The organism is Amycolatopsis sp. NPDC045836 (assembly GCF_056431745.1).
The window spans coordinates 174,589-186,954 of record NZ_JBWKKF010000003.1 but is presented as its reverse complement, the minus strand read 5'-3'; the positions used below and the strand labels follow the sequence as shown (position 1 = coordinate 186,954).

General features: G+C 72.7%; 7 protein-coding genes. 4 read left to right on the top strand and 3 right to left on the bottom strand.

The window, feature by feature from the left end; translation table 11 throughout:
* The first annotated feature begins 46 nt into the window (after nt 1–46).
* Nucleotides 47–2,989 (top strand): AfsR/SARP family transcriptional regulator, encoded by a 2,943-nt coding sequence (locus tag AC07EG_RS05725; protein WP_478251847.1) that lies wholly within the window; start codon nt 47–49, stop codon nt 2,987–2,989.
* Here the strand turns inward: AC07EG_RS05725 and AC07EG_RS05720 are convergent.
* Nucleotides 2,986–5,832: an AAA family ATPase gene (locus tag AC07EG_RS05720; protein ID WP_478251846.1), complete on the bottom strand. Its 2,847-nt coding sequence runs from the start codon at nt 5,830–5,832 to the stop codon at nt 2,986–2,988. The two genes, AC07EG_RS05725 and AC07EG_RS05720, sit on opposite strands and share 4 nt — an antisense overlap.
* 310 nt (nt 5,833–6,142) lie before the next feature.
* Here AC07EG_RS05720 and AC07EG_RS05715 point away from each other — a divergent pair, with 310 nt between their 5' ends.
* Nucleotides 6,143–6,808 carry an O-methyltransferase gene (locus tag AC07EG_RS05715; protein WP_478251845.1) on the top strand — a complete coding sequence of 222 codons (666 nt, stop codon included), beginning with the start codon at nt 6,143–6,145 and terminating at the stop codon, nt 6,806–6,808.
* A gap of 169 nt (nt 6,809–6,977) precedes the next feature.
* Here the strand turns inward: AC07EG_RS05715 and AC07EG_RS05710 are convergent, their stop codons facing one another.
* Nucleotides 6,978–8,234, bottom strand: a complete 1,257-nt coding sequence (locus tag AC07EG_RS05710) for a YncE family protein (protein ID WP_478251844.1) — start codon at nt 8,232–8,234, stop codon at nt 6,978–6,980.
* A gap of 174 nt (nt 8,235–8,408) precedes the next feature.
* On the opposite strand from AC07EG_RS05710, the gene AC07EG_RS05705 reads away from it, so the two are divergent.
* Entirely contained in the window at nt 8,409–9,053 is a 645-nt protein-coding gene (locus AC07EG_RS05705) for a TetR/AcrR family transcriptional regulator (protein ID WP_478251843.1), read from the top strand.
* Between the two features lie 305 nt (nt 9,054–9,358).
* Here the strand turns inward: AC07EG_RS05705 and AC07EG_RS05700 are convergent, their stop codons facing one another.
* The gene (locus AC07EG_RS05700) at nt 9,359–9,589 is read right to left on the bottom strand and encodes a hypothetical protein (protein ID WP_478251842.1); all 231 of its coding nucleotides are present in this window, start codon (nt 9,587–9,589) and stop codon (nt 9,359–9,361) included.
* A gap of 386 nt (nt 9,590–9,975) precedes the next feature.
* On the opposite strand from AC07EG_RS05700, the gene AC07EG_RS05695 reads away from it, so the two are divergent.
* Nucleotides 9,976–12,183, top strand: coding sequence for an AfsR/SARP family transcriptional regulator (locus AC07EG_RS05695; RefSeq protein WP_478251841.1), 2,208 nt, complete (start codon nt 9,976–9,978; stop codon nt 12,181–12,183).
* Nucleotides 12,184–12,366 lie beyond the last annotated feature (183 nt).

Here is a 12,366-nt window from a genome sequence, read left to right as displayed (position 1 = left end):
ATAGTGTGGCGGCTACAGCTGACACCACACGGTCACTGGGGGCGGCGTGCACTTGGGGGTCTTGGGGCGGTTGTGCCTGCGGGGGGACGACGGGTCGGAGATCGCGATCCCCCGGGGCAAGGCGGCGGTGCTGCTGTTGCTGCTCGTGGGCAACCACGGCCGGTTGGTCACCACCGACCGGCTGGTGCTGGCGCTCTGGGGTGAGCGGCCACCCCGGACGGCGATGGCCGGCCTGCACAACTACGTGTGGGCGCTGCGTTCGGCGTTCGGCCGCGCGGGCGCGGACGGCGGCGCCCGCTTGCGGCGCGTGCTCGACGGTTACCAGCTGGACCTCTCGCCCGCCGAGTGCGATCTGCTCGAGTTCGAGGAACTGGTCGCGGCGGGCAAGGCGGCGGCGCGCCTCGGTGACCAGGAACGGGTGGCCGGTGTGCTGCGGCAGGCGATCGGGCTGTGGCGGGGTGAGGCGTCCTGGCCGGGTGCGGCGGTGTCCCCGTGGTTGCGCGAGCTGGTCCAGGTGTGGGAGCACACCCGCCTTTCGGCGCAGGAGGACTGCCTGGCCGCGGAGATCGAACTCGGCCGCCACGACGACGTGGTCGCCGAACTGCGTGGCCTCGTCGCCGAGCACCCGCTGCGGGAACAGTTCACCGGCCTGCTGATGCGAGCGCTCTGGCTGGGCGGCAACCGCGCCGACGCGCTCGAGGCGTACCAGGCGACCAGGCAGGCCCTGATCGACGCGCTCGGGGTCGAACCCGGCGCCGAACTGCGGGAACTGCAGGAACGCATCCTGCGCGACGACCGTTCACCAGACGGGCCGCCCGCGCAGGTGGCGCCACCGCGGCAACTGCCCGCCGACACGGCGGACTTCACCGGCCGCGAGGAGGTGCTCGCCGACATCGCCGGCATCCTCGATCCGGAGCGCGCCGGGGAGGCGGTGGCCGTGGTCGTGGTCAGCGGGCAGCCCGGTGCCGGCAAGACCGCGGTGGCGATCCGGGCCGGTCACCGGCTGGCGGACCGGTTCCCCGACGGGCAGCTCTACGCGGCCCTCGGCGGGGGATCGGGGGCCCCGCGGTCGCCGGCGGACGTGCTCGCCGACCTGCTGCGCGGCCTCGGCGTGGCGGACCCGGCGGTGCCCGCCGGGGTCGAGCAGCGGGCGGCGCTCTACCGGAGCAGGCTCGCCGGGCGGCGCACCCTGGTCGTGCTGGACGACGCCGCGGACTGGGCCCAGCTCCGCCCGTTGCTGCCCGGCTCGGCGGGTGCCGGGGTGCTGGTGACCAGCCGCCGCCGGCTGGCCGGCCTGCCCGGGGTGACCTCCTTCCCGCTCGCCCCGCTCAGCCGCCGGGAAGGGCTTCGCCTGCTGGCCCGGGTGCTCGGTGAGGACCGGGTGGCCGCCGAACCGGCGGCGGCCGCGGAACTGGTCGAGCTGTGCGGCCGGTTGCCGCTGGCGATCCGGGTGGTGGTGGCCAGGCTGCTCACCCGTCCCGCGTGGTCCATGGCGGCGCTGCTGGCGAAGATGCGTGACCGCCGCCTGGTGCTCGACGAACTGGCGGTGTCCGAACTGGACGTGCGCGCCGGGTTCACCGTCTCCCACGAGGCGCTCGGGGAGCTGGAACGGCTGGTGTTCCGGCGCAGCACCCTGGTGGACACCGCCGAACTGGCACCGTGGGCGCTGGCCGCGCTGGTGGCCGACGACCCCGGCCTCGACCAGGCGCTGCACCACCTGCTGGAGAGCCACCTGCTGGAACCGGCGGCGGCGCGGGCGGAGCGGTACACGATGCACGACCTGGTCCGGGTGTTCGCCGCCGAACGGGCTCGGGCGCACGACGGGCACGTGGCGGTCGCGGGCACCGGCGCCAGGGCGGCCTTCCGGCGGCTGTTCGACCGCGCCCGGCTGCTGATCGAGGCGGCGCACGGCCGCCTGCCGCCCCCGGCGGGCTGGCTGAAGCCGATCGGGCCCCTCCCGTCGGCGGTGCTCCCGCCGCTGCCTGGTGGCACGGCCGATGCCGTGCTGCGGGATCCGGCGGCCTGGTGCGCGGCGGAATGCGAGCTGCTGCTGGAGGTCCTGGTCCGCGGTGCCGAGCTGGGCTGGTACCGCGAAGCGCTCGACGCGGCCGAGCGGCTGAGCAGTTTCCTCGCGATGAAGCACCGGATGGGCGAGATCGAGCGCCTGTACTCGGCGGTGGCGCGGGCGGCCGCGGCGGACGAGCCGGTCGCGGCGCGGGCGGAGTTCGGCCGGGCGCACGCCGCCGCGATGGGCGGTCTCCTCGCCGACGCCGCCGCGATCCTGGCTTCGTGCGCCGAAGTCTTCGACCGCCACGACGAGTTCTCCGCCCTGATGAACACCTTGGTGCTGCTCAGCTTCTGCCGGTTGCAGCTGGGGGACCCGCGGTCGGCCGAGCGGCTCGTGCGCGACGCGCTGGACATCGGCGGCCTGGCCGGGGACCGCCAGTGCGAGGTGCGGGCGCTGCGGCAGCTGGGCAACGTGCGGACCGCGCTCGGCGACCCCGGGGGCGCGGTCGCCCCGCTGCGCCGGGCGCTGGCCACCGCCGAGGGCATCGGCGAGGCCGATCTGGAGGCGGTCGTGCTGAGCAGCCTGACCAAGACCTACACCGCGCTCGGCGAGCTGGACTCGGCCGAGCGGGCCTGCCGCCGGGCGCTGGACCTGCTCGACGCGCTGGACCAGCCGGTCGGCCGGGCCTACGTCCGGTTGTCGCAGAGCCGGATCGCCGAGCGCCGTGGCCGCCACCGGGCCGCGATCGCACTGGTCGAGAGCGCGCTGCGGGTGTTCGAGGAGTTCGCCGACCGCCGTGGTGAGGTGGCGGCCCGGCACCGGCTGGCGCTGCACCGGCTGGCGCTGGACCAGCACGTCGAAGCCGTGTCCCTGCTCCGGACCGCGCTCGGGCTGGCCAGGGAGCTGGAGCTGACCGCGAAGGCCGGGGAACTGGCCGGAGAACTCGCCGCGGCGCTGCGGCGGGTCCCGGACAGCGCTTAACCGTTGGCGGCGGTGGTCCGGCGGTGCAGCGGGGTGACCGAGCCGCGGAACCCCGGCTGACCCGCCTCCGCCAGCGGGTGCAGGGGCAGCCCGGCGGGCAGTTCGGCGCGGCTTTGCACCTTGAGCTTGCGGTAGACGCGGGTGAGGTGCTGTTCCACTGTGGACACGGTGATGCCGAGCTTGCGGCTGATCGTGCGGTTGGTGTGGCCCAGCCCGGCGAGCGAGGCGACCCGCCGTTCGGCCTTGCTCAGCGCCGCCACCCCTTCGCGTTCCTCCCGCGGATCGCTGTCCTGGTCACCCAGTTCACGGGCGCTGGAGACCAGCTGCTGGAGCAACGCCGACGCGTGGCAGGCGCGGGCGAGGTCCACCGCCTGGCCCATGGTGGTGCGGGCCCGGCCGAACTGGCCGCGGGCCCGGCAGGCTTCGGCCAGCGCCCCGAGCGTGGCAGCCAGTTCGAGCCGGTCACCGGCTTCCCGGAGCAGTTCGACGGCCTCTTCCAGGTGGTGCACCCGGCGCTCGGCGGGCGAGGCCGCGGCGAGCAGCCGCAGCGAAACGCCCTTGGTGCGCAGGCCCGCGCCCGGCAGCGCGAGCTGGTCGACCACCGACTGCCTGGCCCGGTCCGGTCTGCCGAGCCGGAGCTGGACCTGGGCCACCCCGCTGCGCCACGGCGCGATGGCCGGGTGGTCGATGCCCCACCCGCTCAGCAGCGCGCCGCACTGGTGGAAATCGCTCAGCGCGGTGGCGGTGCGCCCGGTGGCGAGGAAGTACTGGCCGCGGGCGTAGAGGTAGGGCGGGCCGAACCAGGTCTGGAACATCTCCTCGGGCACCGGCCGCTTCAGCAGGGCCGCCGCCTCCCCGAGCTCGCCCATCGCGGTGGTGGCCAGGATCAGGGTGGACAGCGGGGTGCCGATGCCGATGCCCCAGTCCTTGGCGCTGAGCCGGCGCAGGGCCGTCCGCGCGTGTTCGGCGGCCAGCAGCGGGTCGCCCAGCCGCATGGCGAGGTCGGACCGGACCACGCCGAGCTGGGTGCGCCAGACGCCGGCGCGCCGGTCGGCGGCCTCGTCCAGCAGCGAGTCGCACAGCACGGCCGCGCGGTCGGACCGCTCGGCGTGCAGCAGCGCCAGCAGGGCGCACAGCAGCGAGTCCAGGGTCCGGTCGGTCATCGCGCAGGTCTGCAGCACGTGCTCGGCCGCGCCCACGGCGGCTTCGGTGGGGCCACCGGTCAGCACGGCCGCCAGTGCGGCCGCCGCCCGCCGCCACGGTTCCTCGGCCGGGGGCAGCGCGCCGTTCCCGGCCACCTCGGCGGGCGCGGCGGGGTGACCGGGGAAGTGGGGCGGGTGGGAGAACGAGAGCAGCAGGTAGGTCAGCTGGAGTTCGAGCCGGTCCTCGGGGGCGGCGGTGTCCAGCAGGGCGCCCAGCGTTTCGGCGGCCTCGTCCGGGCTGCCGTGCCAGAGCAGGTACTTGACCAGGGTCAGCGAGTCGCGGGCGCCGAGGTGCCCGTCCCGCAGCGCCTTGCGCAGCCCGTAGATGCGCAGGTCCGCGGTGTTCGGGCGGGACCGCCACTCGGCTCTGGCGAGCAGTTCGGTGATCAGCGCGCGGTCGCGTTCGTCGGTGCACTCGCGCTGGGCGAGTTCGAGGCAGGCCGAGGCCAGCTCCTCCTCGTCCTCCTCCAGCGCCAGTTCGGCGGCGTTGCGCAGCACACCGACCGCCCACCGGCTGCCCGCCCGGTCCGCGGCGATCAGGTGGCCGGCCACCGCGGTCGCCGACTGGCCGTCCTGGTAGAGCAGTTCGGCGGCCCGCAGGTGCAGGGCCGAGCGCTCGTCGGGCGGCAGGTCGCGCAGCACCGCCGCCCTGGCCCCCGGGTGCCGGAAGCCGCCGTTGACCGCGAGGCCCGCCATGGTGAGCACGTCGAGACCCTGCGCGGCCGAGTCGGCGGTCATGCCGAGCAGCCGCCCGAGCCGGTGCGGTGAACCGGCTTCGCCGAGCAGCGCCAGGCCGCGGGCGACCTGGCCGAGCCCGGCTTCCCAGCGGTGCAGGCAGGCCAGCACGGCCTGGGCGAACGATTCGCCGACCACCGGCGCCGCCGGCACGCCGGGCGTGGCCGGGTGCTCGGTGCTCAGGTAGTCCTCGATCAGCGCGTGCACCAGCAGGGGGTTGCCGCCGCTGGTCTGGTAGTAGGCGGGCGCGAGCTGGCGGACCGTTGGCGGGTCGAAGTGCTGGGCGAGCACCGCGGCGACCCCGGTGGGGGAGAGCGGGGCCAGCCGGATCCGGCTGAAGTAGGGCAGCCGCGCGATTTCGGTGTGCAGCGGCAGTTGCCGGGGCCGCGGCTGGGACCACTCGGTCAGCACCACCAGCACCGCCGCCGAACGCATCCGCCGCTGCAGGTAGAGCAGCACCTGCAGGGACTGGCTGTCGGCGAACTGCACGTCGTCCACGCCCAGCACCACCGGCCGGTCGGCGGCGAGGGCGAGCAGCGCGGCCGACACCCCGCGCATCACCTGCGGCGGTGGTGGAATGGATTCGCCCTCGTTTTCCCCGGTGTCCGCCGAGCTGTGCGCATCGAGCAGCCGCCGCACTTTTATGGCCGCTTCACCCGGGAAATCCGCGGTTTGGCACAACTGGTCCAGCACGCCCAATTGCAGCGTCCGTTCGGCCCTGGACGCGGTGGCGGTGAGCACCACCGCGCCGTCGGCCAGCGCGTTGTCGGCGAATGCGTTGAGCAATGTCGTTTTACCGCTGGCGACGCCGCCGGTGAGCAACGCGATCTGGCCCTGGCCGCGTCGGCAGCGGTCGAACAATGCTTGCAGCGCCGCAAGTTCCTGGTGCCGGTCCGCCAGATCCATGGTCCCCCGTCCTCCCCGGCCCGTCGGCGGTACCGCCGTGATTTCTGGTAACGCAAAGTGATCGATTGGTCTTGGTGGGGCTGATTCCACGCTTCGAACCTACAGTCGAAGTATCCGATTCGTAAAGTTATTACGGACAGTGTCCACAGGACGGTCGTCCTTTAACGCGGATGACCCATGACATTCATCACGGGTGCTTCAGTTGAATTTTCCACCAGCCCCGATCGGCGCACTTTGTTAAGTCCGGGAACTTACCCGGTAGTGGGCGGATCTGCTCGCCGGAGCGGCTTCCTGGCTCTATCGTGGATTCATGGCGAACCAGATCGACTCCTCCGCCGAGCTGCTCGACTACGTCCGGGAAGTCTCGCTGCGCGACGACGAGGTGCTGCGTGAACTGCGGCACGAGACCGCGCAGTTGCCGATGGGCGAAGCCATGCAGGTGATGGCGGAGGAGGGGCAGTTCCTGGCCTTGCTGGTCGGTCTCGTCCAGGCCGGGAACGTGCTCGAAGTGGGTACGTTCACCGGGTACAGCACGTTGTGCATGGCCAGGGCGCTGCCGGTCGGTGGCAGCCTGGTGACCTGCGACATCAGTGCGAAGTGGCCGGACATCGCCCGGCCGTACTGGGCGCGGGCGGGGGTCGCCGACCGCATCGACGTGCGCATCGGCGAGGCGGCGGGGACGCTGGCCGGGCTGATCGCCGAACGCGGTCCCGGCGCGTTCGACCTGGTGTTCATCGACGCCGACAAAACGGGGTACCGCGAATACTACGAATCGGCGCTGACCCTGGTCCGCGAAGGCGGTCTCATCGTACTCGACAACACGCTTTTTTTCGGTCGCGTGTTCGACCCGGAGATCCAGGATCCGGACACCGTCGCCCTGCGGGAGCTCAACGAGTTCATCCGGGACGACGACCGGGTGGAGATGTCCCTGCTCGCCAGCGCGGACGGGATCACGCTGGCGCGCAGGGTGAAGTAGCTCAGTCGCTCGAGCCGGTCGGAGCAGCGTTCGACCACGCTGCGGCGTGTGCAGGCGGTGCGGTCGAAGGCGGGTGGGTGGCGGGATCGTGCCCGGGGTACCGCCTCGCCGGACGGCCCGGACCCGGTCGCCGGAACGCGATACCCGGTCATGACCCCGTGTCGCGGGGTCAGGGGGCCGGGGAGGTCCAGCCGGCGGGGATGCGGGCGAGGCGGACGCGCTGGGGGTGGTCGCCGACCGGGACGGAGATGATCTTCTGGCCGGTGGCGAAGTCGATGGCGGTGACCTGGTCGGCGTCGCTTTCGGAGATGACGCAGGCGGTGCCGTCGCCGCTGACGGTGGCCCAGTAGGGCTTGGCGGCGGGGACGAGCGGGCCCTCTTGCAGGGTCGTGCGGTTGACGACGGTGGCGTAGTCGTCCATGGTCCCGGCGACGCACAGCTTGCTGCCGTCGGGGCTCATGGACAGGCCGTGGTGGCGGGAGTCGTTGACGTAGGTGGTGCGGTCGTCGCTGGTGCCGGGGTTCCCGGGCAGGGTCTTCACCCGGGTGATCCGGTCGGTGGCGACGTCGTACTCGGCCAGACCGTTGAAGAAGGAGACCTGGAAGTACAGCTTGGTCTCGTCCGGGGTGAGGGCGGCGGGGCGGACGGCGTCCGACAGGTCCTTGCGGCCGGCGGCGTCGAGGCGGGGGCGCATGTCGATGGTCTTGACGACCTCGAAGGTGGCGGTGTCGGCGATGGTGACCTTGCGGTCGCCCTTGAGGAAGTCCTGCCACGGGGCGTCGAAGTCGTTGTTGACCTCGCCGATCGACATGTTCCAGAGGTGCTTGCCGTCCCTGGAGAAGATGTTCTCGTGCGGCTTGTCGCCCGTGGTGAACTTCCCGAGTTCCCGGCCGGTGTTGATGTCGAGGACGTGGACGGTGTTCGACGTCGAGGCCGACACCGCGACGCGGGTGCCGTCGGGGGAGACGGCCATGTGGTCGGAGCGGAAGCCGGAGACGGGGAAGCGCCACCTGAGCTGGCCGGTGGCCAGGTCGATGGAGACGACATCGGCGAAGCTGGGCCGCGAGGCGACCAGGGCGGCGCCGTCGGGTGTGGCGTACATGTCGTCGACGAACTGGTCGTGGCCCTCGCCCGCGGTCTCGCGGATGCCGAGGAAGAAGAGCAGCTTGATCGGGTCGAGGTAGATCTCGCGGAGCCGCTGGTCCTTGTCGGGGATGACGTTGATCCGGCCGACCCTGGCGAAGTCGCCGCGAGACTTGATGACGGTCGCGGTCCCTTCCCAGTTGTTGCCGACGAACATCACCTCCTGCAGTGCCGGAGCGGCGTGGACGGGGGCGGGGACCGAGGCGCCGGTCGCCAGCACCGCGGCGGCGGCGCCGGCGGCGAGCAGAGCTCGGCGGCCGGCGATGCGGGGCAGGGTGTGCATGAGAGCTCCACAGGGTGAGAGGTGCGTCGTTGCAGGATCTCGTGGGCTGTGCGACAGAGCAGTCTGAACTTCGAAACCAACTGAGTTCAGACTCAGTTACTGGATAGTAGGTTTCGGGGGCGGCGGCCACAACCCCGGATGGGAGAAAATGTCCCATCACTGATCGGAGGCATGGTGGCGGGCAGATTCACCCCGGCGGAGGGTCGGTACGGCGGCAAGGACGCGGCTCAGCGGCAGGCGGAGCGGCGCGCTCGGTTCCTCGAGGCGGGCCTGGAGCTGTTCGGCGGGGAGCCGGGCTACCGGAGGACGCGCCTGGCCGCGTTGTGCAAGGAGGCGGGGCTGTCGAGCCGCCAGTTCTACGAGGAGTTCCACAGCGTGGAGGACCTGCTCGCCGAGCTGCACCTGATGGTCAACGACGTGGCCCAGCGAGCCGTCGACGAGATCCTGCCCGCGGTCTGGAACCTCCCGCTGGCCGAGCGGGTCCCCCGGCTGCTCCGCGCCTACGTCAAGGGCGCGGCCGCCGACCGGCGGCACGCCCGGATCGCCTATGTGGAGATCATCGGCGTCAGCCCCCGCATGGACCTGCAGCGTCTGGAACGCCGCGCCGGCTGGATCGACTTCATCCGCACCATGGGCGCCGATGCCATCGAGCGCGGCGAGCTGCCGCCCGGTGATCACCAGATCGCCGCCGCGGCGTTCATCGGTGCGGTCAACGGCCTCATGCACGACTGGGTCGTCGGCTGGGTCGACGCCTCCTTGGACGAAATCGCCGAGGAACTCCTCCAGTTCCTCCTGGGCCGCTACCGGATCACCACGTGAACCGGCCCGCGTCTGGAGCAGCACCTCCGGGCCGACTCCCTGCCGGGTGCACGCGGCCGGGATCAATCCGGTGGACTGGGAGTCCACCCGCAAGCCCGCGAGCGTCAGCCCCGAGCAGGCCGCGGCGGTGCCGCTCGCCGCGCTCACCGCGTGGCGGGCCCTGGTGGACACCGCGCACGTCCGGCCGGGGCAGCGCGTGCTGATCCACGCCGCCGGCGGGGGCGGCGGGCACCTGGCGGCCCAGTTCGCCGAGCACTTCGGCGCGCACGTGATCGGCACCGCCAGGGCCGCCCGCCACGACCGGCTCACACGACACCGCTGTCCGGTCCGAGGACGCGGTTTCCGGCGTCGACGTCGTGCTCGACCTGGTCGGCGAGCTCCAGGACACCAGCACGCGGTCGCTGGACGCGCTGCGCCCGGGTGGGCTGCCCGTCGCCGTCCCGGCCCGGGGTGTCGCCCCAACTGGCCGCCGCGGCCGAGGCGAAGGGCAGGCGGGTGACACCGTTCCCGCTCGAGCAGGCCGCCGCAGCGCACACGCGTGGCGAGGGCCAACCGCACCCGCAGCGAGCTCGTCCTGCGCGTCGCTTCCTGAACCCGGTGGAGGTGTTTCGCAACCTCTGTGCAGCCTGATCGCTTTCCCGGCTGCCGGGCACTGCCGCCGGGTGGAACACCGCTGCCGACACCCTCAGTGATTCTCTGCCAACCGAACGGCGGATAGCGATACCGGTTCGGGGAAGTGTGGATGGGATCGACACCGTCAATCGTGACGAGTCACTTCTTTGACTACCCCGAAGGTGTAATTCCATCGGGCGGGCGTGCGACCGATGGCCGGAGGCAGCCCACTCAACCGGGTTTTCGGTTGACCCGGCTTCGGGTAACGTCGCGAGACGATCAGCATCGATGCCTGACCGGGGGGCGGGTCATGCGGAAATCTCACCTGCGTTTCGGCGTTCTCGGCCCGCTCGAGGCACGCGTGGGTGGCCAGGCCGTGCCGGTCAGTTCGGCGAGGCACCGGGTGGTGCTGGCGTCGCTGTTGCTGCGCGCGAACCGCGAGGTCCCGCTCCGAACTCTCGTCCGGCACGCGTGGGGTGGACAGCGACCCCACGAGGTGGTTCCGGCGTTGCGGGTCTACGTGATGCGGCTGCGGCGCTCGCTCGGCGAGCCGGGGCTGATCCGGACCACGTCCAGCGGCTACCTGATCGAAGTGGGCAGCGAGGAACTCGACCTGCTGCGCTTCCGGGGGCTGGCCGAACGCGCCAAGGCTGCCCGCGCGGCCGGTGAGCTCGACCGCGCGGCGGACCTGCTGGACCGCGCGCTCGCCGAATGGCGTGGACCGGCGTTGGCGGACGTGCCGTCGGAATCGCTTCAGCAGGTCGAGGTGCCGCTCCTGCTGGAGGACCGCTTGCGCGCCGCCGCCGAGCGGGTGGAGGTCAACCTGCAGCGCGGGCGGCACCACGAAGTCATCGGAGAACTCCGCCGCCTCACCGAGGAGTACCCGCTGCGCGAGCAGTTCTGGGCACAGCTCATGCTCGCCCTGCACCGCTCGAACCGGCAGGGGGACGCGCTCGCCGCGTACCGCGAAGTGCGCCGTCGCCTCGCCGAGGAGGTGGGTGTCGACCCCGGTGCCGAGGTGCGGGCGGTCTACCGGGCTGTGGTCGGGGAAAGCCCGCAGCCCGTGGCTGCCCCGCTCCCGGTCGCCTCCCGCCAGCTGCCGGTCGTCACCCGTTTCTTCGGCCGCGAAGTCGAGGCCGGGCAGATCCGCGAACTGCTCGAACCGGCCCCGGACCGGCTCTCGGTGCCGATCGTCACCGTGTGCGGCCCTCCTGGCGTCGGTAAGACCGCGCTCGCCACCCGGGTTGCCCACGAGCTCCGCGCGAGGTACCCCGACGGTCAGCTGTCGGTGGACCTGCGGGGCCACGCCGTCGGCCCGCCGCTGGGCACCACCGCCGTGCTGACCGGTTTCCTCCGGGCGCTCGGGGTTCCGGCCGGCGAGATCCCGGACGACGAGGACGAACTCGTGATCGCCTACCGCACGGTGCTGGCCGGCCGCCGGGTGCTGGTCGTGCTGGACAACGCGGCAGGCACCGGGCAGGTGCACCCCTTGCTGCCCGGCGGGCCGGGTTGCGCGGTCCTGGTCACCAGCCGGGACGAACTGCGCGGGCTCACCGTGCTGAACGGCGCGGGCCGGGTCCAGCTCGACGTGCTCCCGCGCGGCGCGGCGACCGGTTTGCTGAGCTCCGCGCTCGGCGACGACCCGGCGCTTCCGGCGGAGACCGCCGGCGAACTGGCCGATCTCTGCGGCCGGCTTCCGCTGGCGCTGCGGATCGCGGCGAGCGACCTCGTGGGCAGGCCGCAATCCGACCTCGAGTCGTACGCGGCGAAGTTGCGCACCGGCAACCGCGTCCGCGTGCTGTCGGCCGGCGGCGGCGACGCGGCCACCCTCCGCGCCGCGTTCGACCACTCCCACCGAACGCTGGGCCCCCCGGCCAAGCGGGTGTTCCGCCTGCTCGGGCTGCTGCCCGAGGCGGACTTCAGCGTGGACGCGGTCGCCGCGGCCACGGGCTGGGCGGTCGCCGAGGCCGGCTGCGCGCTGGAGCGGCTCGCCGGCGCGAGCCTCGTGCACCGCCGGCCGCACGACCGGTATCGGGTGCAGGGGCTGCTCGCGGACTACGCGGCGATGCCGCCGGGGTCCGAGGTGGCGGAACGGAAGCGGGATCGGCAGCGCCTGTTCGAGTGGTACCGCTTCGCCACGGACCGGGCGGTCGGGCTCCTGTACCCCGACGCTTCGAGGGCCGTGCCCGGCTGCCCGGTCGCCGACGTGCCCGTTCCCGGGATCGTCGACCGCGTGGCGGCCCGCGCCTGGCTGGAAACCGAGCGGGCGACCCTCGTCGCGGTGGCTCGGCAGTGGACCGAGAGCGCTCCGCGGGAAACCGCGTGCCGGGAGTTCGTCGAGAGGTTCAGCGTCTACCTCGGCAGGAACCGGTGCGACGCGGAACTGGCGGTGGTGACCGAAGCCGCGGGGACCGCGGGCGGGAAGCAGCGGACAGCGCCGGCGAAGTGGGTTACCGCGCGCCCGGCTGGCCGGCTGTGGTGGAACCAGGTGATCGGCGCGATGGGCTCCGGCGGCTGAACCAGGCGCCGCGCCGGGACGATCGTGATTTGAATCTCGCTCAATTGGTCGTTCCATTGGGTTGCCATTTGCTGGTAAGTGCGTCCGAAACCCGACAATACGTCCCCCTTCTCGGCCGGTTATCCAGCTGTAATCGCGGCTGCTGACGGCCGCGTCGCCCGTCGGAACGGCCGCTGTGCTGCC

What these genes read in the sequence shown, in the direction of transcription:
- AC07EG_RS05720 (WP_478251846.1), bottom strand. Translation starts at nt 5,832, where the DNA reads ATGGATCTGGCGGACCGGCACCAGGAACTTGCGGCGCTGCAAGCATTG.
- AC07EG_RS05695 (WP_478251841.1), top strand. Translation starts at nt 9,976, where the DNA reads ATGCGGAAATCTCACCTGCGTTTCGGCGTTCTCGGCCCGCTCGAGGCA.
- AC07EG_RS05715 (WP_478251845.1), top strand. Translation starts at nt 6,143, where the DNA reads ATGGCGAACCAGATCGACTCCTCCGCCGAGCTGCTCGACTACGTCCGG.
- AC07EG_RS05710 (WP_478251844.1), bottom strand. Translation starts at nt 8,234, where the DNA reads ATGCACACCCTGCCCCGCATCGCCGGCCGCCGAGCTCTGCTCGCCGCC.